Here is a 23,600-nt window from a genome sequence, read left to right as displayed (position 1 = left end):
GAGGTGAAGTTCCGGGCGTTTCAGGAGGCCGCTGCCGCCGAAGGCGCCCAGCCCAGGACCACCCGGCGGGTGTTGGCGCTCTTCTTTTCGATCTTGGTGACTATGACAGCGCCGATCTCGGCAGTGTTTGCAACATGCGTGCCGCCGCAGGGCTGGAAGTCGATCTGCGCCTCGCCCTCGCGGCCGCCGCCGATGCGGATGGTGCGCACCGTACCCGTGCCGCGCGGCGGCTGCACGCTCATGCTCTTGACCAGCGCCGGGTTGGCGTCGAGTTCCTCGTCGGTGATGGCGCCCACGGTCAGCGGATGGGCCGCCTCGACCAGCCTGGCGAGGCTGGCGGTCAGCGCTTCCTTGTCGAGCGGGTCGGTCATGTGGAAGTCGATGCGCGCGTATTCGGGCGTGATGGAGCAGCCGTTCACCGGCACCGGCACGAGGTGGCACATCAGGTGGGAGGCGGTGTGGAAGCGCATCAGCCGGTGGCGGCGCTCCCAGTCGAGGCGGGCGGTGACGGTGTCGCCGGCCTTCAGCGCGGCCAGCAGGTCGGCCTGGCCATCGGCCGGCACATGGAGGAATTCGTTCGTCGGCTGGCCTTCTTCGTTCTTGGCCTTGCGGGTATCTGCAATGGCCAGTTCGCGCCCGTCGGCCAGCACCAGCACGCCGGTGTCGCCGGCCTGGCCGCCGCCCAGCGGATAGAACACGGTGCGGTCCAGCACGATGCCGGTGTCTTCGATGCGCAGGATGCGGGCTTCACAGGTGCGCAGGTAGGCGTCGGCGCGGAACAGGTCTTCGGTCATCCGGCGATGGTAGCGGCGATGCGCCAATGAGGTGCGCCCACGCCATAAAGCGCCCACGACCGACACAGCCCGCGCGGGCCGGCGGGCGATGATCCGACCGCCATGCGGCATAGGCCGCTCAAGGATCACGCATGAAGGCACCGCAGCAAGTACCCACCCGCACCGCATCGAGCGCTTTCCCCACCCTGGCCGTCCTGGCCACGGGCGCTGTGCTGTTCCTCGCCGGCTGCGGCGAGTCGGCCAAGCTCGCCCCGGAACTCACGGTCGGGCCCCGCCCGCAGCTGACCGAGCCCAACAAGACACTGATTCCCACGGTGAACGTCGCTCCCGCCGTCGGCTGGACGGACGTCGCCATGCCGATTCCGGCCGAGGGCCTGAAGGTCACGGCGCTGGCGCGCGGGCTCGACCATCCGCGCTGGGTCTACACCCTGCCCAACGGCGACATCCTGGTGGCCGAGAGCAACAAGCCGCCCAAGCCCGGCGGCGGCGCCACCGATGGCGGCGACGGCTTCGTCGCCAAGATCCGCAACTGGGTCATGGGCAAGGTCATGGGCCGCGCCGGTGCCGGCGTGCCCAGCGCCAACCGCATCACCCTGCTGCGCGACGCCGACGGCGACGGCGTGGCCGAGGTGAAGCAGGTCTTCATGACCAACCTGATGTCGCCCTACGGCATGGTGCTGGTGGGCAACGAACTCTTCATCGCCAACGCCGACGCGCTGGTGAAGGTGCCCTACACCGAAGGCCAGACCTCCGTCAGCGCCAACCCGACGCTGGTGACGCAGCTGCCCGCCGGCATCAACCACCACTGGACCAAGAACGTGATCGCCAATGCCGACGGCAGCAAGCTCTACGTCACGGTCGGCTCCAACAGCAACATCGGCGAGAACGGCCTCGCCGCCGAAGAGGGCCGCGCCGCCATCTGGGAAGTCGATACGAAGACGGGCGAGAAGCGCATGTTCGCCAGCGGCCTGCGCAACCCCAACGGCATGGGCTGGGACCCCGACACCAAAGCGCTGTGGACCGTGGTGAACGAGCGCGACGAGATCGGCAGCGACCTCGTGCCCGACTACCTCACCTCCGTGAAGGACGGCGCCTTCTACGGCTGGCCCTGGAGCTACTACGGCGGCATCGTCGACGCGCGCGTCACGCCGCAGAACCCCGCCATGACGGCCAAGGCCATCGCGCCCGACTACGCCTTGGGCTCGCACGTCGCGCCGCTCGGCATGGCCTTCTCGCGCCCGGGCGGCATGCCCGAGCAGTTCGCCAACGGTGTGTTCATCGGCGAGCACGGCTCGTGGAACCGCAAGCCCAAGTCTGGCTACAAGGTGGTGTTCGTGCCCTTCATCGGCGGCAAGCCGAGCGGGCCGCCGGTCGATGTGCTCACGGGCTTCCTCTCGGCCGACGAGAAGGCTCAGGGCCGGCCGGTGGGCGTGGCGCTCGACAAGAGCGGCGCGCTGATCGTGGCGGACGACGTGGGCAACGCCGTGTGGCGGGTGTCGAAGGCGAAGTAGCTTTTTTCAGCCCTGCGGCCTGGCGATGCGGTAGAGCCGGTGCCGGCGCAGCGGGTGGCCTTCGGGCACCAGCGGGTGGTCGAAGGCGCCGTCCTCGTCTTCATGCATGCCGATGCGCTCCATGACCGCTGCGGAGCGGATGTTGTTCCACGCGGTAAAGGCGACGATCTCGTCCAGCCCGAGCCGCTCGAAGCCCACCTGCAGCGCTCCCCGTGCCGCCTCGCTCGCGAAGCCCTGGCCCCACCACTGCCGGGCGAAGCGCCAGCCGATTTCCACGCACGGCGAGAACGGCAGGTCCGCCAGCGGCGAGTTCAGCCCGGTGAAGCCCATGAACGCACCCGATTCGCGGTGCTCCACGGCCCAGAAGCCCCAGCCGTTCTCGGCGATGCGCGCCCTGGCGCGCTCCACCGTCGCATCGCTGTCGGCGCGCGTGGGCAGGGGCAGCAGGAACTCCATCACCTGCGGGTCGCAGGCCAGCTCGAAAAACGGCGCGAGATCGCTCTCGCGCCATTGACGCAGGCGCAGTCGCGCGGTTTCGAGCTCGATGAGGTGGGGGCGGGCTGCAATGTCGTTCATGCGCCCGATTGTGCTGGCTCTGTCGTGGGCTCAGAAGCCCGCCAGCACCACCTTGCCCTGCGCCTTGCCGCTCTCGATGAGCGCATGCGCCTTCCTGAGGTTCGCCGCGTTGATGGTGCCGAAGCTCGCGTTCGCCGTGGTGCGCACGCGGCCCGCGTCGACCAGCGCCGCCACCTCGGCCAGCAGCGCGCCTTGCTCGGCGATGTCGGGCGTCTCGAAGCGCGAGCGCGCGAACATCATTTCCCAGTGCAGCGAAATGCACTTGGTCTTCAGCGGCATGGCGTCGAGCATCTTCATGTCGTCGATCACCGCGAGCTGGCCCTGGGGCTTGAGGCTTTCGATGATCTGCGCGTAGTGCTGCTCGGTCTGCGTGAGGCTGGCGACCATGTCCACCTCGCCGATGCCCGCCGCCTTGAGCTCGGCCGCCAGCGGCTTCGAGTGGTCGATGACGGTGTGCGCGCCCAGTGCCAGGCACCATTCGCGCGTTTCGGCGCGCGAGGCCGTGGCAACGACGCGCAGCTTGGTGAGCTGGCGCGCCAGCTGGATGAGGATGGAACCGACACCGCCCGCGCCGCCGGTGATGAGCAGCGTCTGGCCTTCGCCGCCGCCCTTGGGCACCTGCAGGCGGTCGAACAGCAGTTCATAGGCGGTGATGGTGGTCAGCGGCAGCGCCGCGGCCTGCGCGTCGTCGAGGCTCTTCGGAGCGAGGGCGGCGATGCGCTCGTCGACCGCATGCAGCTCGGCATTGGCGCCCGGGCGGATGATGGAGCCGGCGTAGTACACGCGGTCGCCCACCTTGAAGTTCTTCACGCCGCTGCCGACGGCCTCGACCGTGCCCACGGCGTCCCAGCCGAGCACTTTGGCCTGGCCGGCTTCCGGCGCGGCATTCTTGCGGACCTTGGTGTCCACCGGGTTGACCGACACGGCCTTCACGCGCACCAGCAGGTCGCGCGGGCCGGCCTGGGGCGCGGGCAGCTCGATGTCCTGCAGCGATTCGGGGTTGTCGATGGGAAGGGGCTGGTAGTAGCCGACGGCTTTCATGGCAATGGCCTTTCAGTGACGATGCCTCGAATGTAGGATCGCAATTCCGGTTTGATAAGACGGCCTGGAACAGCAACACTTTCAAATGAAGATTGAAAATATCTCCGACCTGCAGGTGCTGGTGCACACCGCGCGCGGCGGCACGCTCACGGCGGCGGCGCATGCGCTGGGTATCACGCCGGCGGCGGCCAGCGCCACGCTCAAGCGGCTGGAGACCCAGCTCGGCGCCCGGCTGTTCGAGCGCTCGACCCGCGCGATGCGCCTCACGCCGCAGGGCCAGACGCTGCTCGACTACGCGGTGCGCGCCTTCGAACTGCTGGACGAAGGGGAGTCGCTGGTCACCGCCGACCGCGGCGAGCTGGTCGGCACCCTGCGCGTGGCTTCGCCTTCGGACCTCACGCGCAGCACGCTGCTGCCATGGTTCGACGAATTCCTTGCCTTGCACCCTGGGGTGCAGCTGTCGCTGTCGGTGGGGGACCGGCCGCTGGACGTGATGCGCGACGAGGTCGACGTGGCGCTGCGCTATGGCGCGCTGGCCGATTCGCGGCTGGTGGCGCGGCCGTTTGCGCTGACCAACCCGGTGTTGACTGCTTCGCCCGATTACTTGCGTCGGCATGACGCGCCGAAGGTGCCGCAGGACCTGGTGCATCACAACTGCCTGATCTTCAATCGTTCAGGGCGGCGGCATCGGGTCTGGCGGTTTGCACAGAACGGGCAGTGGACGGAGGTGCGGGTGAATGGGAACCGCAGTGTGGACGATGCTTCGCTGGCGCGGGAGTGGACTGTGGCGGGGTACGGCATTTCGCTGAAGTCCGCGCTGGATGTGCGGGAGGACATTCGGGAAGGGCGTCTCGTGCGGCTCTTGCCTGATTGGGAGACGGAGCCTTATCCGTTGCACGCGCTGTTGCCTAGCGGGCGGTTCGTGCCGGCTCGGGTTCGGGCGTTCGTCGACTTCCTGGGGTTGAAGTTCGAGGCTTTGCTGGCGGTTGCCTGAGGTTTGCCCGGCGCCCTCCTTCTTGTTTCTTCAGATCATCGGGGTGACTGCGCCGTCCATCGCGACGATGGCGCCCGTTACGTAGCTCGCCTTCGGCGACGCAAGGAACACCACTGTGTTGGCGATTTCTTCCGGTGTCGCGATTCGGCCCAGCGGCAGCCTGGCCTTGGCGCGTTGCAGCGCTTCCTCGGTGCCGATGCCTTGCAGCTTGGCATCGGCTTTCATGCCCTCCTGGAGCCGTTCGGTCAGGGTGAGGCCGGGGTTCACGGCGTTCACGCGCACGCCTTTGCCGGCATAGGCGGCGGCCATGCCTGCGCTCACGAGCATCAGCGCGGCGTTGGCGGCGCCGCCGGCCATGTGCACGGGGTTCGCGACTTTGCCGCCCTGGCCGATGACGTTGACGATGACGCCGCGGCCGCGCTGGCCCATGCGCTTGACCACGGGGTGGATCATGTGGACGTAGGTGAAGTACTTCGCGTCCATCGCGTCGTGCCATGAGGCGGCGGTCAGGTCGTCGGGCGGGGTGCGGCGGGCGGCGCCGGCCGAGTTGACGAGCACGTCGACGGGGCCGAACACTTTCTCGGCCGCGTCGAGCGCGGCCTCGGCGCCGGCCGGGTCCTTGAGGTCGGCGGCATGCACCGACACGCGGCCCTCGGCCTGGGCGAAAGATTCGATCAGTGTCTTCTTGCCTCGCTCCAGGTTGTCGAGGTCGCGCGAGACGAGGCTCACGCGCGCGCCTTCGCGCAGGAAGCCGAGCGCGCAGGCCAGGCCTATGCCCTTGCTGCCGCCGGTGATGAGTACGTGCTGGTCCTGGAGCTGGAGATCCATGAAGAGGTCCTTGGTGGGTGAGGGGTGGCCGCGATTGAAGCACCGCCGCGAAACCCCTGCACCGACGCGGCCGTATGCCGCGCCCCCAGGACGGACGTCCGGCCGCCCCGTCAGCGACGGGCCGCGGCGCGCTGCAGCGGCTCGGGCTCCAGCGCGCCGGGCGCGGTGTCGGTGGCGTCGCGCAGGTGGCCGTCATGGTCGTGGTGCACCAGCAGTTGGCGCGTGCGCTGCCAGGTCGACAGGCGCGCGGGCGGCACTTCGATGTACGAGGCCAGCGCGAACAGCGACGACTGTTCCTGGTCCGGCGGCGTCTCGCGTTTCTGCTGGCGGCGGCGCCACGGCGCCATTGCCAGCATCGACACCAGGATCGCGCCGATCACCACCGCATACAGGCCCAGCAGGTGCAGCACCTCGGGCTGCGAGCGCGCGCCCAGCACGTAGGGCCATGCGTACCAGATGGCGCAGAACCAGATGGCGATGGTCACGGCCGGGCGCAGCACGCGCAGCCACAGGTACATGGCCATCGTGCGCTGCGGCGAGCGGCCGTTGCCGAAGGCGGTCAGCGAAATGCGCGCGGCATCGATGATCGGCTCTTCCATCTCGGGCTGGCCCCAGGAGCGGCGGCGGCTCGGCGGCGGCGTGTCGTCGTGCATCTCGGGAAAGCGGCTGTGGGTCATTGTCTTTTCATGGGGCATCGGAAATTCCTCGGTCAGGGCTCGTCCACACCGCGCGCTTGCCGCGGCGGCGTATCAGGGCTTTGGGAAGGGCGATGACGGTGGTCGCCATCGTGATGGTCCAGAACGCGATCGGGTACCAGATCGTTCCGGCGAAATAGCGCATCAGGTCGCGGTCGTAGCGGCGATCGATCCACAGGCTCAGCAGCATCTGCAGGATGCAGGTCATGGCCAGCAGCGTGCCCTGCCAGTGCGGCAGCAGCGCGGAGTGCCAGGCCGACTCGATCGGCAGGAACGGCCGCGCCAGGCTGACCACGAGCACCGCCGCCATCGCATATGCCCAGACAACGCTGGTCATGTATTCGGCATACACCAGCCACATGCGCCAGTTGCGCAGCTTGAGGATGCGCGTGGTGTTGCGCAGCATGGTCTGGATGCCGCCGATGGCCCAGCGCTGGCGCTGCTTCCAGAGACCGCGCAAGGTCTCGGGCATCAGGATCCAGCACAGCGCGCGAGGCTCGAAGCGCAGCTTCCAGCCGCCGAGCTGCAGCTTCCAGCTCATGTCGATGTCCTCGGTGAGCACGTCGGGGCTCCAGAAGCCCACGTCGATCACCGCGCGGCGGCGGAACATCGCGATCACGCCCGACACGGTGAAGAGCGTGCCCACCAGCTGCTGCGAGCGCTTGATGAGCCCGATGATCGAAGAGAACTCGCCCACCTGCATGCGACCGAGCAGCGTGGTGCGGGTGCGGATGCGCGGGTTGCCCGTCACGGCGCCGATGCGCTCCGACGCCAGCATGGGCCGCAGCATCCAGGCGATGGCGTCCTCGTCGACCAGCGCGTCGCCGTCGATGCCCAGGATGTACTCGCCGCGCGCGAGCTGGCAGGCGGTGTTGAGCCCGACGGCCTTGCCCTGGTTGCTGGCGTTGTGGATCACGCGAAGGCGGCTGTACTCCTTCGTCATCTCGTCGAGCAGCTCGCCGGTGCCGTCGGTGCTGCCGTCGTTCACGGCAATCACCTCGTAGTTCGGGTAGCGGGTGCGCATGAGCTGCTCGATCACTTCGCGCAGGTGCGGCGCCTCGTTGAAGCAGGGCACCACCACCGTCACCAGCGGGCGCGAGGGCAGCAGGTCGAGCGGATTGACATCGACGTCGCGCTTGCGCTCGAACACCCATGCATGCGAGAGGCCGCCCGCCATCCACACATAGGCCATGAAGAACGGGTAGTAGAAGACGAAGCCGAACAGCAGCGACGGCAGCGTCTGCGCAAGGAAGTGGCTGGTGGTCATGGTGTCCGCTCTCCGTGCGCCGGTTGTGATGCCTGGGGCGGCGTGGTCTCGGCGGCCGACGCGCGCAGGGCACGCGGCAGCATCGTGCGGACCGAGATGGCGCGGCGCACCACGTCGAGCGAGGGCTGGTTGTTCAGGAAGTCGTCGGGGTAGTAGCCCAGGTGGCGCACGCCGGAGCGCTGCAGCAGGGTCCATTGCCGCGCCAGTTCGGCATCGGCCACGGGCTTGCCGGTGCGCCAGTCGCGCGCCTGCAGTTCGAACACGGTGCCGTCCAGGCCGCGCGGGGTGTCGGCCGCGCGGCGCGCCAGGCGGGCGAGCCAGGCGTCGGCATCGGCTTCCTGTTCCATGCGCGGCATGGCCATCAGCGCGACGTAGTCGTAGGCCGCGAGCGAGGCTTCGTAGTTCTGCGCGAACCACTGCTCGGCCTGCGGTTCGAGCACCGGCCGCGCGTACAGGTTGCGCGCCGTCTCCAGCGCGGGCCGCCAGGCGCCCAGGCGCGCGGCCAACTCGTGCGTGAAGTCGATCAGGTAGCGCGTCTTGGCGGCGGTCCAGCGCGCCGCCAGCGCCGGGTCGGCGCGTATAGCGGCCACATCGGGCGGCAGGCCCCACTTCGCATAGGCGGCGAGCGCGGCGGGGCTCGCGTCCTCGTCGTCGGAGAGCGTCGCGTCGTCGTGGAACAGCACGCCATCGAAGAAGGCGTAGCGGCCCAGGTCTTCGTAGATGTCGCCCACCAGCGTGCGCACCGCGGGGTCGAAGGGCGTGAGGCGGTGGTAGCGGTCGGCCGGCATCTTGCCGCCCTGCGCCATCACCGTGTGCGTGGCGAGCGGTTTGGACGCCGGCAGCCGGAAGGCCGTGACCGGCATCCATGCGTACACCTTCACGCCGGTGCGGGTGCGCAGCTGCCAGGCCGCGCGGCTGAACAGGTCGGCGCGCATCGGCAGGTGGCGGTTGGGGAAGTACAGCGCGTCGGCCACGCCGTCGCCGTCGGGGTCGGCGTAGGCCTGCAGGAACACCGAGCGCGGGCGCACGGCGGCCACGCGGTCGATCAGCGCCGACAGGTTGCGCTCCTGCTGGGCCGGGTCGGGGTCGTACACGTAGTCGAGGTCGACGTGCATCACGCGGTTCACCGGCCGCACCTCGCCGCCCACCGGGTTGCGCAGCAGCTGCGCGTATTCGGGCGCCTGGTTGTCGTAGGCGGCCAGCGCGCGGCGGATGCGCGTGAGCGGCACGGCCGGCGTGTTGGCGCCGTCGTCGAGCGTGAAGGTGATGGGCATGCCGGCGCGCTTCGAGGCTTCCAGCGCGGCCGTGTTGTAGGCGCCGTAGGGCCACACGGTGGCGCGCACCCTGGCGCCGGTGCGCGCCTCGATGATCTCGCGGCTGCGGCGCAGGTCGGCTTCGATGCGGCGCACGTAGGTGTCGTCGTCCTCGTAGCGGCCGGTCTTCGGGTCGTAGCGGTGCGTGGCCGCGGAGGGCAGCATGTTGCCCTGCGGATTCGCCAGAACGCCGGTGTGCATCGCGTCGGTGTGGCTCGCGAATTCGACCAGGCCGGAGCGCGCCATCTCGGCGGCCTCGGGCCACAGCAGGAAGTTCTCGCGCGGCGCGGGCTTGTCGCCCCAGTGCACCAGCTGGCCTTCGGGCACGTCGAGCCAGCTCGTCACCAGCGCGAACAGCGCGGGGTAGTTGAAGCGCTTGAGCAGCGGAAACACCTTGGTGTAGGCGCTGCGGTAGCCGTCGTCGAAGGTCAGCAGCACCGGCTGCGCGGGCAGCGGCTTGCCGCCGGCGCGCGCATCGACGATCTGCTGCAGGCTCACCGGGTGGTAGCCGTTGTATTGCAGCCAGGCGAATACTTCGGCCAGGGTGCTGTCGTCCACGGCCGTTTCGTCGGGCGACTGCTCGAAGCTGGCGCGCACGCCGGTACGCACGTCGTGGAAGGACAGCACGCGAAAGCTCAGGCCGTCGTCGGGGTCGGCGGGCGGCAATGGCTGCGCGAAGGCCGGGAGCGCCAGCGCGGATGCCGCCGCGATCACCAGCCACAGCATGGCCGCGCGCAGGAAGGTCATGGGGTTGTTGTTTTTGGTGGTCGTTCGCATCACGGCAGGGGCATCGAGAGGTTCAGGAAGACGCCGCGCTGTCGCTCGCGCACGCCGTCGTAGGGATGGCTGGAAATGCTCAGGCCGTAGCGCAGCGTGAACTTGGGGCCGAGGTCCCAGCGGTGCTCGTAGCGCAGGCTCCACAGCGGGCCGCTGCCGAAGCCGGCCTGGCGGTAGTTGCCGCCCGTGAGCTCCACGGCCTGGAAGAACTGGCGGTCGTCGCGCTTCCAGTTGAGCCACTGCGCGCGCACCGCCAGCTGCACGGTGCTGTCGCTCGATGGGTTGAAGTAGGGCGTGTCGATGTCCCGGCCGCGGCTGGTGCCGGCGCCCAGGCGGGTCTCGAGCTGGAAGCGCGGCGTGCTCACCCAGCGTTCGCTCCAGCCCAGCTCCAGGCCGTTGCGCAGGTTGCCGTCGCTGAAGTCCAGGCGCTGCCATTGCAGGTCGAAGCGGCGCGATTCGTTCACCACGTAGCCCACGCTCGCGCCGGTCTCGTGCGCGCCGATGCCGGCGACGCGGGCTTTCCACGGCAGCTCCTTGCTGTCGCCGTCGTAGGTGGCCGAGAGGCGCCATGCGTCGCCCGCGCGGTAGTCGACGCGGCCTGCCACGCTGTTGCGGTAGGGGCCGCTGTTCGCATGCTGCAGCACGCCTTCGGCCAGCCAGCGGCCCTGCTGCCAGCCCAGGCCCAGGCCGCCGCGTGCCCAGTCGGCGTTGCCGATGTCGGTGGTGCCGCGGCCCAGCGTCTGGTCGTAGAACACGCGCCACTGGTCGTCGATGAGGCCGGAACTGAGCCGGCTGTCGATGCGCCACTCGCGGTTGGCGATGGCCGCGCCGCCCGACGAGGCTTCGGCGTCGACATCGAGCCGGGGGCCGGTGGCGGCGCGGCGCTTGCGCTCCACGTCGCGCACCTCGGCGGCTTCGGGCACGTCGGCCGCGAGCGATTCGGCGCGTTGGCGGGCTTGGCGGAATTCGCCGGCGTCGAGCAGGGCCTCGACATGGCCGGCGCGCGCGCTGATGTCGTAGGGCTGGTCGGCGGCCTGTGCCTCGAAGCGCGCGACGGCTGCTTCGGGGTGCTCGCGCAGCCGTTCGGTCTGGCCCGCGCCGTAGGCGTAGCCGGCGTTCAGCGGCGCTTCGCCGGTCAGCGTCGAGAAGCTCTGCTGCGCCAGCGCCGCGCGGTCGGTGTAGAGCTGCAGCAGGCCGCGCATGCCGCTCACGTCGGTGTACTGGCCGTTGGGCCGGCCGGCCTCGGGCGACAGGCGCATCAGCGCCGGCGTGGCCTCTTCGAGCCGCTTCAGCAGCGCCTCGGCGTCTTCGAAGCGGCCGGTGTCCTGGTAGGCGTAGATCAGGCCGAAGTAGAGGTCATCGGGCATCGGCAGGTCGGTGCCGCCCTTGGCCACGGCCGCTTCGTACAGCGGCACGGCATCGATCGAGCGGCGCTCCTGCGCGAAGGCGCGGGCCGCGGCGCCGAGGCCGTAGAAGGGCAGGTCGGTACCGGCCGCGCGCAGCGATTCGTAAAGCGCGATGGCATCTGCGGGGCGGCCACGTTCGACCAATGCCAGCAGCCGGTCGGACAGCAGCCGCACGCGCAACTGGCGCCATGCGTCGGCATCTGCCGGCGCGGCTTGGGCGGCCGATGCGTCGAGCCGGGCCAGCGCGGTTTCCTGGTCGGCCAGCACGCGGTCGAGTGCCGTCAGGCGCGCCGCGCCCAGGCGCTGGTCGCGTTCCTGGATGGCCCAGCGCAGCCGCTGCGCCAGCGCCTGCTGCTGCAGCGTCGACAACGCCAGCGGCGAGAAGCTGCCGGGATGCGCGCGCTCGGCGGCATCGGCGTCGTCGAACGCGGTCGATGCGGCGCCGCTGTCCGCGAGCAGGAAGTCGGTTTCGCGGCGCAGGTCGCGGCGCTCCGGGCGCAGCGCGCCGGCCTCGGTGTAGGCGGCGAGCGCCTGCAGCGGTTGCTTCTCGGCGCGCGCCACGGCACCGCGCAGTTCGAGCAAGGCGACGCGGTCTTCGACCTGCGGGACCGGTTGCTGCGCGAGTGCCTCGTGGATGGCCTTCGCGCCGACGATGTCGCCGCTGTCGAGCTTCCAGAAGGCTTCGTGGATGCGCGGCTCGCGCGCTTGCGGCTGCCGGGCGCGCCACCGGGCGATGACTTCGCCCTGCAGCGACAGGTCGTGCGTGCGGCGCGCGGCCAGTGCGAGCGGGCCCAGCGCATAGTCGTTCAGCGAGGCGAGCGGAACCTGGCGGGCAAGCGAAACGGCTTCGGCGAACTGGCTGTCGGCCGCCGCGATGGCCACCGCATCGGACACCACGCGCTGGCGTTCGGCGTCCGTGAGCGGCGCGGCGAGCCAGTCCTTGAGCTGCTGCAATGCCTGCGCGGCGCCGATGCGGTTGGCGCGGCGCGCGACGATCAATGCGTCGTGCTGCTGCGCGCCATAGGCGGCCGACGGGTTGGCCGCGGGTGCGGTGGCCGCAATGGGAGGACTCGCGAAGGCCGCGGGTGAAGCACCCATGGCCAGCGCGCAAACGATCGGAGGAAATCCTCGTGCTGCTTGATCGAGGTAACGAGACAAGGCGCAGGAAAGCGCCGACGGACGCCCACCCAAGACCGTGCCTCCAGCTTTTTTCTGGATGAACACTCTGCTCCCTTGATTGCGCCTTTTGCGCGGCCTGGGGCCGCTGCAAAAGCCGAACTCCCGGCCCCGACTGCGTCAGAACCGAAAGCTCTATGGAAAATTGAATCTGAAACCGACTCTAGATAGAACTGTTAACAAAGGCAAACTTAAGTGCCAAGAAACGGTTCTAAAATGTGAATAGATTGGCGTTTTTGGCGCGGGGTTCGACTGCTCTTGTCAGACAAACGCGCTTAGAAACAACGGCTCGCCCGGCCTAAGATCGCGTGATGAATGCATCCACGGCCTCCTCGTTGCCCCGCTACTGGTCCCAGCTCACGACGCGTGATTTCGCGGGGCTGGACGCCGCCTCCACCGTCGCGGTGCTGCCGCTGGGCGCGACCGAGCAGCACGGGCCGCACCTGCCGCTGGGCGTGGACACGGTGCTGGCCGACGGCATCGTCGCCGCGTCGTTGCCGCTGCTGCCGGCCGGGCTGCCGGTGCTGTTCCTGCCCACGCAGCAGATCGGCCTGAGCCCGGAGCACGCGCGCTTTGCGGGCACGCTCACGCTGTCGGCAGAGACGCTCATCCGCGTGTGGAACGAGATCGGTGCCGGCGTGGCGCGCGCGGGCGTGAAGAAGCTGGTGCTGTTCAATGCGCACGGCGGCCACGTGGGCGCGATGGACATCGTGGCGCGCGAACTGCGCGCGGCGCACGGGCTCATCGTCTACAGCGTGAGCTGGTTCAACCTGCCGCTGGGCGAGGCGGGCGAGCGCTTCAGCGCGCACGAGCACCGCTTCGGCGTGCATGCGGGCGAGATCGAGACTTCGATGATGCTGGCGCTGACCCCTCAGCTGGTGCGCATGGGCGAGGCGCGCGACTTCAGCTCGACGTCGCAGCAGCGCTCAGCCGACTACGCGCTGCTGGGCAACGGCAAGAGCGCCAAGCTGGGCTGGGCGATGGAGGACTACAACGCGCATGGCGCCGCCGGCAACGCCGCCGCGGCCACGCCCGAGAGCGGCCAGGCGGTGATCGATGCGGCCGCGCGGCAACTGGCGCTGCTGCTGGCCGAGGTGTCGCGGCTGCCGTTGAGCACCGCCAACACGGGGCCGCTGCCGTAGCCCTGCGGCTCAGGCGGCGGCGCGCGCCAGCACGCCGGCGAACATGTCCGAATCGACATTGCCGCCGCTCACGCTGATACCCACCGTCTTGCCGCGCCAGCGCTCCTGCTGCTGGAACGCACCGGCCAGCGCCGCCGCGCCCGCGCCCTCGGCCACGTTGTGCGTGTCGCTGAAGAGGATGCGCATGGCCTCGGCCACTTCGTCGTCGGTGACGGCGATCACGTCGTCGGCTTCGCGCAGGATCACTTCCACCGACTCGGGTACCGGCGTGCGGCAGGCCATGCCGTCGGCCAGCCGCGTGGTCACCGGCGACTCGACCGGCTTGCCGGCGCGGAAGGAATCGCGGTAGGCCGTGGCGTGCGCGGACACCACGCCGATGAGCTTCGTCTTCGCCCCGCAGTGCGCGCGCGCCGCGGCCGCGGCTGCGAAGCCGGAACCCAGGCCGATGGGCACGAACAGCACGTCGGGCGGTGTGTGCGCCAGTGCGTCGAAGAACTCCACGTAGGCCGTGGATACGCCACGCACCAGTTCGCGGTGGAACGAAGGCACGCGGTGCAGCGCGTCGCGCTCGGCCAGCAGCGCCGCGTGTTCGGCGGCGGCCTGGAAATCGTCGCCGTGCTCCACCAGCGTGACGCCGAGCGCGCGCATTGCCGCGTTCTTCTCGAGCGAGTTGCCATGCGGCACCACGATGGTCGCGGCCAGTCCATGGCGCCGCGCGGCGAAGCCGACCGACTGGCCGTGGTTGCCGCGCGTGGCGCTGATGGCGTGGCGCACGCCGGGCTGCTCGCGCGCCAGCGTCTCGAAGTAGGTCAGCCCGCCGCGGATCTTGAATGCGCCGGCCGGCGTGTGGTTCTCGTGCTTGGCCCACACGGTGGCGCCCAGGCGCCGGGCGAGCAGCGGCCATGCGTACTGCGGCGTGGGCGGCATGGCCGAGCGCACGGTGCGCTGCGCGGACTCGATCTCTTCGCGGGTGAATCTCATCGGAGGTCCTTGGCTATTTGCGTTCGGTCAGCGCCACGCGCACGGCCAGCGCTGCCAGCACGCTGCCCATCACATAGCGCTGCGCGCGCAGCCACCCCGCGCTTTGCGACAGCACCGCCGTGATGCTGGCGGCGCCGACGATCATCGCGGTGTTGACCATCGCGCTGGTCGCGATCTGGGCTGCGCCCAGCTGCATGCTCTGCAGCAGCACCGAGCCGCGCTCGGGGTGGATGAACTGCGGAAAGAACGAGAGATAGAACATCGCCACCTTCGGGTTCAGCAGGTTCGTGAGAAAACCCATGCGAAACAGCTTGGCCGGTGGATCGGCCGGCAGCACACGGGCCTCGAAGGGCGCGTTGCCGCCGGGCTTGACGGCCTGCCATGCGAGCCACATCAGGTAGGCCGCGCCGGCGATGCGGATCGCGTCGAATGCGAGCGGCACGGCCAGCAGCAGCGCGGTGAGGCCCAGCGCCGCCGCGAACAGGTGCACCAGAAAGGCGGCCAGCACACCGCCCAGCGAGATGAGTCCGGCGCGGCGCCCCTGGATCAGCGTGCGCGAGACGCAATAGATCATGTTCGGCCCCGGCGTGAGCGCCAGCAGCAGGGAGGCGAGGGCGAACCACGCGATTTCCGTGAGGGTCAGCATGATCTTCAGAGTCCTTTGGATTCGAGCGTGACGGCGCCGCGCGGCGTGTCGAGCAGCGCGACGAGATTGGGCGGGCCGGCATCGACGCGCATGTCCTGCATGCCGATGGCCGACAGGGCGGCCGCGAGAGCGGGCGCGCGCGGATGCGTGGCACGCAACGCGCGTAGCGCAAGGCCGGACGCCGGCATCGCGTCGGTGGGATGCACCGGCCCCCACTGGATCAGCGTGGGCAGCGCGCCGTAGAACAGCCGCTGGCCGTCGTCGCGCACGGTGATCTGCCATTCGAGCCGGCCGGCCGGCGTGTCGCGCGATGCCTCTAGCAACTGGCCGCGGTCGATGTGCGCATGTTCTTCGTGCGCCAGGGCGTGCATGGCCTCCTGTGCGTCGGGCACGCGCGCCACGAAATGGATCAGCCGCGGTCCCTGCCGGGCCAGGCCGGCCCGCAGTTCGTTGTCGTCCAGGTCGAACCAGCGGCGCGTGCCGGGCCGCGAGGGCTGCCGCCCCGGCTCGATCGCGATGATCTCCAGGTAGGCCGCCGGGAATGCATCGCTCGCGATATTCAGCAGCCGGTTGTGCGTGCCCATCAGCGGATGGGTGCCACCCGGCCCTGGCACGACGCCGAGCGTGGCTTCGCACCACGCCACGCCCTCGTCGAGCGAAGCCGCGGCGATCACGAGGTGGTCGAGTCGCGCACGCATGGCTGGCGTCATGCCTACAGCGTGACCTGGCCGTCGATGCAGGTCACGGCGTCGCCGCCGACCCAGATCCGGCCTTCGGCGTCGCGCTCGATGTACACGCGTCCGGCGCGGCCGAGGCACTGGCCTTGCGCGGCGAGATAGCGCTCGGGCATGTGGCCGTCGGCAATCAGCCACTCGGCCAGGCTCGCGTTGAGGCTGCCGGTGACCGGGTCTTCCTGCACGCCGACGGGCTCGGCGAAGGCGCGCACTTCGAGGTCGATCTTTGCGCCGTCGTCGTACTCGGCGGCCGGGCGGTTGCCGAAGGCGCGGGCCTCGCGGTTCGAGCGGCCGATCAGCGGCGACGTGTCGATGGCCGCGGGAACGCCCGCCACGCCGGCCTTCACGCCAAGCTCCCTGAGCGTGCGGTGGTCGGGCGTGAGCGCCAGCACGGCATCGGCGTCATTGACCAGCAGGCCGAACCAGACCGGGCCGTTGTCGAGCACCTGCGCCGCGATGATCTGCTGCGCCTTCAGGCCCAGCGCGCCGGCCACCTTGGCCAGCAGCGCGGGGCTGGGCGCGCTGCGCTTGAGCGGCGGCGCGGCAAAGGCCAGGCGTTCGCCCTCGCGGCGCAGCGGCACCAGGCCCGCGCCGCATTGCTGCACCACCATGCCGGGCGCCTTGGGCTTGCCGCCGGCCTGCAGCCATGCGTGGCAGCTGCCGATGGTCGGATGGCCGGCAAAAGGCAGCTCGCCGCCGGGCGTGAAGATGCGCACGCGGTAGTCGGCCGTCGGCTCGGTGGGCGGCAGCAGGAAGGTGGTCTCGGACAGGTTGGTCCACTGCGCGAAGCGCTGCATCGCGGCGTCGTCGAGGCCGTTGCCGTCGATCACCACGGCCAGCGGGTTGCCGCGGTAGGCCGTGGCCGTGAAGACGTCGACTTGCTTGAAGGGGCGGGATTTCATCAGTTTCATTCGAGGCTTAGATCGAGCACGCCGCGCGTGCCGGGGCGGGAAAGGAGATCGGCGTACCAGCGCTCCACGTTCGGCCAGCTCGGCCGGCGGTATTCGGCGGCGGGCAGCCCGAACCAGCGGTGCGCTTCGCAGCCGACGGGAATGTCGGCCATCGTGAAGCTGTCGCCGCCGAGGTAGGCGCGCCTGGCCAGGTGCGCATCGAGCATCGCGAACAGCGCCTCGCTCTCGCGCACCGAGGCCTCGATGAGTGCGCTCTGGCGCTCCGACGGCGGCGTGCGCACCCACTGGATGAAGGCGTCGCGGCTTGCGCGGTTGAGCGTGGTCTGCTGCCAGTCCATCCAGCGTTCGGCGTCGAAGCGCGCGGGCAGTTCGCTCGGGTAGAAGTTGCCGTGCGAATGCCTGGCGCAGAGGTAGCGCACGATCACGTTCGACTCCCACAGCGTCACGCGCTCGGCGCCTTCGCCGTCGTCGATGGCGGGCACCATGGCATTCGGGTTGAGCGCCAGGTATTCGGGCGTCTGCACCACGCCGAACTTGCCGCCGGCCTCGGTGCGCTGGAAGTCGAGCCCGAGTTCCTGCGCGCACCACACCACCTTGCGGACGTTGATCGAGCTGATGCGGCCCCAGATATTGAGCATGGTTGGGTTCTTTCTTTTCCTGGTTCTTCGGCGACTCAGGCCCGCATGATGCGCGCGGTGCCCGACACGCGGATCGAGCTGCCCGGCACGGGCGGAATGCCGGCATGCAGGCGCGACAGCACGCCCATGTCTTCGCCCTGCACCACGTCGATGGCGCCGCCGTGCGGCCAGCCGATGTCGCGCAGGTAGCCGGCCAGCGCGGCCGTGGCGGCGCCGGTGGCGGGGTCTTCGTACACGCCGCCGGACGCGAAAGGGTTGCGCGTGTGCAGCAGCTGCGCGGTCTCGGCAAAGACCAGCACGATGGTCGTGAGCCCCGCGCGGGCCATCAGCGCTCGGCCGGCCTCCAGCTCGTAGTGCATCGACGACAGGGCCGCGCGGCTTGCCAGGGCCAGCACCAGGTGGTCGGCGCCCGCATGGGCAATGGCCGGCGGAATGCGCGGATCCAGGTCTTGCGGTGCATAGCCGAACAGGGCCAGGGCCTCGGACAGGAGCTCGGGCGACGCCGCGGCGCTGCGCGTGGGCGGTGACTGCAGCGCGGCCTCGACCAGGCTGCCGCCGCGCCGGCCTTCCACGGTGATTCGCGCATTGTTGAGCGTGAGCGGAAACACGCCGTCGCCTTGCTGCATGGCCAGCGCGGCACCCAGCGCGATCGTCGCGTGGCCGCAGAAGGGCACTTCGGACTGCGGCGCGAAGTAGCGCACGCGCCAGCCGCCGTCATCGGCGCGGGCGGCAAACGCGGTTTCAGAGAAGCCGACTTCCGCGGCAATGCGCTGCATCTGCGCCGCGGGCGGCAGCGCATCGGTGATGACGACGCCGGCAGGGTTGCCGCCCGTCTCGCCATCCGAGAAGGCTGCGATCTTCAGAACGTTCATGGGAAACCTTCTTCAGCGAGGTGAAGGACGATCGAGGAAGAGCAGGCGCACGGCCAGCCCCAGCATCACGGCGGCCAGCAGGCCGCTCTGGAAGCGCGCCGCGCCGGGGCGGCTGTGCAGCCAGCGGCCGATCTGGCCGCTGCATGCGCCCAGCAGCGTGTTGAAGGCCAGCGCGGCCATCGACAGCACCACGCCGAGCTGCACCAGCTGCAGCGGCACGCTGCCGCGCGAGGGGTCGACGAACTGCGGCAGGAACACCATGAAGAACAGCAGCGCCTTCGGATTGACGAGGTTGTTCAGCAGCGCCATGCGCACGATGCGGCCGAAGCCCGCCGGCTGCGCCTTCGCGCCGATGCGAAGGCCGCCACCACTGCGCAGCGCCTGCACCGCGAGCCACACCAGGTACAGCGCGCCCGCATAGCGCAGCACGTCGAACGAAGGCGGCCACGCCGCCACCAGCGCGGTGACGCCGGTGGCGGCGAACAGCGTGTGCACCAGGTCGGCCGCCGAGATGCCGATGGCCGCCGCGAAACCGCCGCGCGGACCATGGGCCACGCCGTGCGAGAGCACGAAAGCCATGTTCGGGCCGGGCGACAGGAACAGCGCCAGAACCGCGAGCAGGAAGAGCGAGAGCGTCGCGAGGCCGATCAAGGGAGGCTCCTGGGTTGTGCTTTCAGATCTGGGCGGCTGCGAGTTGCTTGTCGCCGAGCAGCACCAGTTCTTCGCGCAGCGTCTGCGCCAGCGCGGCGATGGCGGTGTCGATCTCTTGCTCGCTCGCGGTCACGAACGACAGGCGCAGCGTGCGCGGATCGCCTTCGCCCGCGTAGAACGGCGCGCCCGGCACGAAGGCCACGTTGCGCTCAACCGCCTTGGGCAGCAGCGTCACGGTGTCGACACCCTCCGGCAGGCGCGCCCAGAGGAACATGCCGCCCTTGGGTGCGTTGAACTTCACGTCCAGGCCGGCCATCTCGCGCTTGAGCGCGGCGATCATCGCGTCGCGCTGGCGCTTGTAGAGGGCGCGGATGGTGGGCACGTGGCGGTCCAGGAAGCCGTCCTTCATGACGGCCGACACCATGCGCTGCGTGAAGATCGGCGTGTGCAGGTCGACGGCCTGCTTGGCCTGCAGCAGCTTCGGGTAGATCGACTTGGGCGCCACCAGGAAGCCCAGGCGCAGGCCGGGTGCCAGCACCTTCGAGAACGAGCCCAGGTAGATCACGCCTTCGGGGTTGCGTGCGGCCAGCGGCAGCGGCGGGGCTTCGTCGAACCAGAGTTCGCCGTAGGGGTTGTCCTCCACGATGGGCAAGCCGGCCTCGGCGGCGGCGGCCGAGACGGCGGCGCGGCGCTCCTCGGTCATGGTGCGCCCGGTGGGGTTCTGGAAGTTGGGCAGCAGGTAGACGAATCGCGCGTCCTTGGCCTTGGCCACGAGGTCATCGACGATCACGCCCTCGTCGTCGCTCGCCACGCCCACGGGGTTCGGCTCCATCGGGCCGAAGGCCTGCAGCGCGCCGAGGTAGGTGGGCGTCTCGACCAGCACCTTGCTGCCCGGATCGATCAGCACCTTGGCCACGAGGTCCAGGCCCTGCTGCGAGCCGGTGGTGATGAGCACCTGCGAGGCGTCGACGTCCCACGGCAGCATGTCGGCCACGGCCTGGCGCAGCGGTGCATAGCCTTCGCTGGCGGCGTACTGCAGGGCGGCCTGGCCGTCGTTGTGCAGCACTTCGGCGCAGGCGTCGGCGAACGCCTGGATCGGGAAGGTCTTGGGGGAAGGCAGGCCGCCGGCCAGGCTGATGATGCCGGGGCGTTCGGTGACCTTCAGGATTTCACGCAGCACCGAGGGGTTCATCTTTGCGGCGCGGGCGGCGAGTTTCCAGTTCATGGCTTTCTTCTTTCAGGCGGTGAGGTGAGATTCGAAGGAGAGGGTACGGCGGATCAGCGTCCGTGCGGGCTGGCCTTGCGGGCGGCGGCAGGCGTCATTTTCGGCGCTGCGGGCTGTGTCGGGTTCGTGGCGGGCTTCGCCGGCTGCGACAGCCGCTTGCCCACGACCACGGTGGCCACCACCGCGATCGCGAAGCCCAGCGTCACCACGTCGAGCGGCTCGCCCAGCAGCGGGATCGACGCGAGGATCGACAGGAATGGTTGCAGCAGTTGCGTCTGGCTCACACGCAGCGCCCCGCCCAGCGCCAGGCCGCGATACCAGGCGAAGAAGCCGATCCACATCGAGAACATGCCGACGTAGACGAAGCCGAGCCAAGCCGAGGTGGCAATGGGCTGTTGCGGCCACAGCGCCAGCGTGGCCGGCAGCGTGACGGGCAGCGCCATCACGCAGACCCAGCAGATCACGCGCTCGGCGCCCAGCGACGGCGTGACCTGCGCGCCGTAGATGTAGCCGAACGATGCCGCGATGACCGCGCCGACCAGCAGCAGGTCGGCCCACTCGAAGCCGAAGCCGTGCCCCGTCTGGCTGGCGCGCAGCACCGAGAACGCGACCACCAGCAGGCTGCCCGCGATGGCGCAGAGCCAGAAGCCCAGCCGTGCGCGCTGGTGCAGCACCCACGCCGCCACGGCCGCGGTGACCAGCGGCAGCAGCGCCGTCACCACCGCCGCATGGCTGGCCGTGACCACGCGCAGCGCATAGCCCAGCAGCAGCGGATAGCCGATGGCGTTGCCCAGCACCGCCATGCCCAGTGGCTTCCACTGGTGCGCGGCGGGCCGCGGCGAGCGCGTGGCAAGTAGAAAGACGGCCGACAGCAGCCCCGCCAGCGCCGCGCGCCCGAGCGTGACGAACCAGGGCGACAACTGCGGCGCGGCCTGCGTGCCGGTGGCCAGCCGCGTCATCGGCAGCGTGACCGCGAACAGCGCCACGCCGATCACGCCGAGCCACATGCCGAGCGTCTCGTCCTTGATGCTCCTCATACGCGCGAACCCGGAGAAAAAAGTGCCGTTGAAGATGGACGGGGTTCCATCGGGGAATACCGTGGAACCGGCTTTGCCGGGCCGCAGGTATTGCCCCCTGCAAGGGGGGTGGCGCAGCGACACGAAGTGCGCGAAGCCTGGGGGTGAGCCAATCTCATACGCTCACCATCCACCAGGCGGTGAGCACCAGCACCAGGCCCATCGCGCGGTTGAACCACAGCAGCCGCGCGCCCTTGGACAGCCATTCGCGCAGCAGGGCACCGACCAGCGCATAGGCGAAGTTGCTGGCGAAGGCGAAGACCAGCATCACCGGCGCCACGATGGCGAAACGGCGCAGCGCGTCCGGCTGCCCGGCGATCCAGCCGGCCACCAGCGTGAGCGCCAGCAGCCAGGCCTTGATGTTGACGAACTGCAGCATCACGCCCTGGCCGAAGCCGACCGACAGCTTGGCGCTGTCGGCCTTGCCGAGCGTGGCGCTGCCGCTGAGCTTCCAGGCCAGCCACAGCAGGTAGCCGATGCCCAAAGCCTTGATGGCCACCCGCAGCGGCGGCACCGCCACCACCAGCGCGCCGATGCCGGCGGCGCACAGCACCAGCAGCAGAGTCCAGCCGACCGGCACCGCGACCACGAAGCGCATCGCGCGCGGCAGGCCGCCGTTGGCCGCCAGGGCGGTCGAGAGCGTGGTGTTGGGACCGGGCGAAAAACTCATCGCCGTGGCCAGCACCAGCAGCGCGGTGAATTCTTGCCAGTTCATGACACACACTCTAAACTTGAGACCATTACAGTTCCAGTACAGATGGTCGAACAATCACTGAAACTGTATTGGTCATTCCTTCGGCACAGAGCCCACAAGGCTCTTCTGGGACACGGGAACGCATGCTGACAAGAACCTCCACCCAGTCGCTCACGGGGCAGCTGGCCGACCGGCTGGCCGAACGCATCCGCACCCGGCTGCTGCCGCCCGGCGCGCGCCTGCCCTCGGTGCGCGAATGCGCACGGCAACAGGGGGTGAGCCCCTATACAGTCGTCGCCGCCTACGACCAGCTGCTGGCGCAGGGGCTGGTCGAGGCCCGCCGGCAGCGCGGCTTCTACGTGCGCGACGCCGCCGCGTTGCAGGACGGCCGCCCGGGCAATGGCACGGACGCACCCGGCGCGAGCGGCGTGCCGGCGGCAATCGCCGTGCAGATGATGGCCTCGCGTGTGCCCGCCGACGCCAGTTCGCTGATCCGCAGCATGTTCCACCGCCCCAGCGACAAGCCGCAGCCGGGCATGGGCGTGTTCCCGCCCGACTGGATGGCGTCGACCTTCATGCCCACGGCCGTTCGGCGCATGACCAATACAGCCGCGCTGCAGGAGCTGTCGCTCCAGTACGGCGAGCCGGCCGGCGACATGAGCCTGCGGCGCAGCCTGTCGCAGAAGCTGGTGGGCATCAACGTGCCGGCCACGCCCGACCAGATCGTGACCACCATCGGCGCCACCCATGCGCTGGACATCGTGAGCCGCACGCTGCTGCGCGCGGGCGACCCGGTGATGGTCGAGGAGCCGGGATGGGCGCTCGAATTCGCGCGGCTCGAGGCGCTGGGCATGCGCATCCTGCCGGTGCCGCGCCGCGCCGACGGGCCCGACCTGGAAGTGATGGCGCAGTACTGCAAGCTGCACGGCCCCAAGCTGTTCGTGAGCGTGAGCGTGCTGCACAACCCGACCGGCTACAGCCTCACGCCGGGCAGCGCGCACCGCGTGCTCAAGCTGGCCAACGAGCACGACTTCCACATCGTCGAGGACGACACCTACAGCCACCTCGCCCCCGAACACGCCACCCGGCTCAGCGCTCTCGACGGGCTGCAGCGCACCATCTACGTGAGCGGCTTCGCCAAGATCCTGGCGCCCAACTGGCGCATCGGTTTCTTTGCCGCGCCGCCCGCGCTGAAAGAGCGGCTGCTCGAGACCAAGCTGCTGGCCACGCTGACCTCGCCCACGCTGTTCGAGCGGGCGCTGTCGTGGTGCATCGACCAGGGGCAGCTGCGCCGGCATTCGGAGCGCGTGCGCATCCGCCTCGACGGGGCGAGGGGGCGGGCGGTGAAGCTGGCCATGTCGCACGGCTGCACCTTCGCGTCGGAGCCGGCGGGGCTGTTCGGCTGGGTCGACACGGGCGTGGACACCGACGCGCTCACGCAGCGCATGCTCGACCAGGGCTACCTGCTGGCGCCGGGCTCGCTGTTCCATGCGCGCCGGCCGCCGAGCACCATGATGCGCATCAACTTTGCGACCTCGCAGGACGCGACGTTCTGGAAGGTTTTCAGCAAGGTTCGCGACGAACTCTGACGGCAGGTAAATCCCCGCGCCGGCCGGGCCGGACGGCAAGGGCTTGGAGTAAGCTGGGAACAC

22 protein-coding genes are annotated in these 23,600 nt (G+C 69.8%); 4 read left to right on the top strand and 18 right to left on the bottom strand.

All coding sequences use genetic code 11. From position 1 onward, the window contains the following. Positions 1-20 precede the first annotated feature (20 nt). Entirely contained in the window at positions 21-794 is a 774-nt protein-coding gene (locus ACQY8B_RS20660; RefSeq protein WP_422088418.1) for an alanyl-tRNA editing protein, read from the bottom strand. 131 nt (positions 795-925) lie between these two features. Between ACQY8B_RS20660 and ACQY8B_RS20655 the strand changes: the two genes are divergently transcribed. Next, positions 926-2,305 (top strand): PQQ-dependent sugar dehydrogenase, encoded by a 1,380-nt coding sequence (locus tag ACQY8B_RS20655; RefSeq protein WP_422088417.1) that lies wholly within the window; start codon positions 926-928, stop codon positions 2,303-2,305. Between the two features lie 6 nt (positions 2,306-2,311). Here ACQY8B_RS20655 and ACQY8B_RS20650 read toward each other — a convergent pair whose 3' ends face one another. Together ACQY8B_RS20650 and ACQY8B_RS20645 are read right to left on the bottom strand one after the other, a co-directional pair. Beyond that, complete coding sequence (locus tag ACQY8B_RS20650; protein ID WP_422088416.1) at positions 2,312-2,881, bottom strand: GNAT family N-acetyltransferase; 570 nt, start codon at positions 2,879-2,881, stop codon at positions 2,312-2,314. 30 nt (positions 2,882-2,911) lie between these two features. Continuing rightward, a complete protein-coding gene (locus ACQY8B_RS20645) occupies positions 2,912-3,922 on the bottom strand; it encodes a zinc-binding alcohol dehydrogenase family protein (RefSeq protein WP_422088415.1) in 1,011 nt (336 codons plus the stop codon). 85 nt (positions 3,923-4,007) lie between these two features. Between ACQY8B_RS20645 and ACQY8B_RS20640 the strand changes: the two genes are divergently transcribed. Further along, positions 4,008-4,916 (top strand): LysR family transcriptional regulator, encoded by a 909-nt coding sequence (locus ACQY8B_RS20640; protein WP_422088414.1) that lies wholly within the window; start codon positions 4,008-4,010, stop codon positions 4,914-4,916. A 30-nt stretch (positions 4,917-4,946) separates the two neighbouring features. Here the strand turns inward: ACQY8B_RS20640 and ACQY8B_RS20635 are convergent, their stop codons facing one another. From ACQY8B_RS20635 to pgaA, 5 genes are all read right to left on the bottom strand, one after another. Then, on the bottom strand, positions 4,947-5,744 hold the full coding sequence (locus tag ACQY8B_RS20635) for an SDR family oxidoreductase (protein ID WP_422088413.1): 798 nt from the start codon (positions 5,742-5,744) through the stop codon (positions 4,947-4,949). A 110-nt stretch (positions 5,745-5,854) separates the two neighbouring features. Further along, on the bottom strand, positions 5,855-6,421 hold the full coding sequence (gene pgaD / locus ACQY8B_RS20630; protein WP_422088412.1) for a poly-beta-1,6-N-acetyl-D-glucosamine biosynthesis protein PgaD: 567 nt from the start codon (positions 6,419-6,421) through the stop codon (positions 5,855-5,857). A gap of 7 nt (positions 6,422-6,428) precedes the next feature. Further along, complete coding sequence (gene pgaC / locus ACQY8B_RS20625) at positions 6,429-7,706, bottom strand: poly-beta-1,6-N-acetyl-D-glucosamine synthase (protein ID WP_422088411.1); 1,278 nt, start codon at positions 7,704-7,706, stop codon at positions 6,429-6,431. Beyond that, entirely contained in the window at positions 7,703-9,766 is a 2,064-nt protein-coding gene (gene pgaB / locus ACQY8B_RS20620; RefSeq protein ID WP_422088410.1) for a poly-beta-1,6-N-acetyl-D-glucosamine N-deacetylase PgaB, read from the bottom strand. Before pgaB ends, pgaC begins: the two co-directional genes overlap by 4 nt. Before the next feature lie 29 nt (positions 9,767-9,795). Then, positions 9,796-12,300: a poly-beta-1,6 N-acetyl-D-glucosamine export porin PgaA gene (gene pgaA / locus ACQY8B_RS20615; protein WP_422088409.1), complete on the bottom strand. Its 2,505-nt coding sequence runs from the start codon at positions 12,298-12,300 to the stop codon at positions 9,796-9,798. A gap of 389 nt (positions 12,301-12,689) precedes the next feature. Here pgaA and ACQY8B_RS20610 point away from each other — a divergent pair, with 389 nt between their 5' ends. Then, a complete protein-coding gene (locus tag ACQY8B_RS20610; RefSeq protein ID WP_422088408.1) occupies positions 12,690-13,520 on the top strand; it encodes a creatininase family protein in 831 nt (276 codons plus the stop codon). Between the two features lie 9 nt (positions 13,521-13,529). Here the strand turns inward: ACQY8B_RS20610 and ACQY8B_RS20605 are convergent, their stop codons facing one another. From ACQY8B_RS20605 to ACQY8B_RS20560, 10 genes are all read right to left on the bottom strand, one after another. Then, positions 13,530-14,501 (bottom strand): threonine dehydratase, encoded by a 972-nt coding sequence (locus ACQY8B_RS20605; protein ID WP_422088407.1) that lies wholly within the window; start codon positions 14,499-14,501, stop codon positions 13,530-13,532. A gap of 13 nt (positions 14,502-14,514) precedes the next feature. Then, positions 14,515-15,147 (bottom strand): LysE family translocator, encoded by a 633-nt coding sequence (locus ACQY8B_RS20600; protein WP_422088406.1) that lies wholly within the window; start codon positions 15,145-15,147, stop codon positions 14,515-14,517. A 5-nt stretch (positions 15,148-15,152) separates the two neighbouring features. Then, the gene (locus ACQY8B_RS20595) at positions 15,153-15,845 is read right to left on the bottom strand and encodes a VOC family protein (protein WP_422089085.1); all 693 of its coding nucleotides are present in this window, start codon (positions 15,843-15,845) and stop codon (positions 15,153-15,155) included. A gap of 14 nt (positions 15,846-15,859) precedes the next feature. Continuing rightward, on the bottom strand, positions 15,860-16,783 hold the full coding sequence (locus ACQY8B_RS20590) for a PhzF family phenazine biosynthesis protein (protein WP_422088405.1): 924 nt from the start codon (positions 16,781-16,783) through the stop codon (positions 15,860-15,862). A 5-nt stretch (positions 16,784-16,788) separates the two neighbouring features. Then, positions 16,789-17,430, bottom strand: a complete 642-nt coding sequence (locus tag ACQY8B_RS20585; RefSeq protein ID WP_422088404.1) for a glutathione S-transferase — start codon at positions 17,428-17,430, stop codon at positions 16,789-16,791. A gap of 35 nt (positions 17,431-17,465) precedes the next feature. Further along, positions 17,466-18,302, bottom strand: coding sequence for a PhzF family phenazine biosynthesis protein (locus ACQY8B_RS20580; protein WP_422088403.1), 837 nt, complete (start codon positions 18,300-18,302; stop codon positions 17,466-17,468). Between the two features lie 12 nt (positions 18,303-18,314). Next, positions 18,315-18,953 (bottom strand): LysE family translocator, encoded by a 639-nt coding sequence (locus ACQY8B_RS20575; RefSeq protein ID WP_422088402.1) that lies wholly within the window; start codon positions 18,951-18,953, stop codon positions 18,315-18,317. A gap of 22 nt (positions 18,954-18,975) precedes the next feature. Next, positions 18,976-20,178 carry a PLP-dependent aminotransferase family protein gene (locus ACQY8B_RS20570; RefSeq protein WP_422088401.1) on the bottom strand — a complete coding sequence of 401 codons (1,203 nt, stop codon included), beginning with the start codon at positions 20,176-20,178 and terminating at the stop codon, positions 18,976-18,978. A gap of 53 nt (positions 20,179-20,231) precedes the next feature. Beyond that, positions 20,232-21,215 (bottom strand): DMT family transporter, encoded by a 984-nt coding sequence (locus tag ACQY8B_RS20565; protein WP_422088400.1) that lies wholly within the window; start codon positions 21,213-21,215, stop codon positions 20,232-20,234. A gap of 154 nt (positions 21,216-21,369) precedes the next feature. Then, positions 21,370-21,969: a LysE family translocator gene (locus ACQY8B_RS20560; RefSeq protein ID WP_422088399.1), complete on the bottom strand. Its 600-nt coding sequence runs from the start codon at positions 21,967-21,969 to the stop codon at positions 21,370-21,372. A gap of 122 nt (positions 21,970-22,091) precedes the next feature. Between ACQY8B_RS20560 and ACQY8B_RS20555 the strand changes: the two genes are divergently transcribed. Next, entirely contained in the window at positions 22,092-23,537 is a 1,446-nt protein-coding gene (locus ACQY8B_RS20555; RefSeq protein ID WP_422088398.1) for a PLP-dependent aminotransferase family protein, read from the top strand. The last annotated feature ends 63 nt before the right edge of the window (positions 23,538-23,600 follow it).

This window comes from Variovorax sp. (genome assembly GCF_965279555.1).
GTDB lineage: Bacteria > Pseudomonadota > Gammaproteobacteria > Burkholderiales > Burkholderiaceae_C > Variovorax.
The sequence above is the reverse complement of the archived record's forward strand: the minus strand, read 5'-3'. Positions and strand labels throughout refer to the sequence as shown.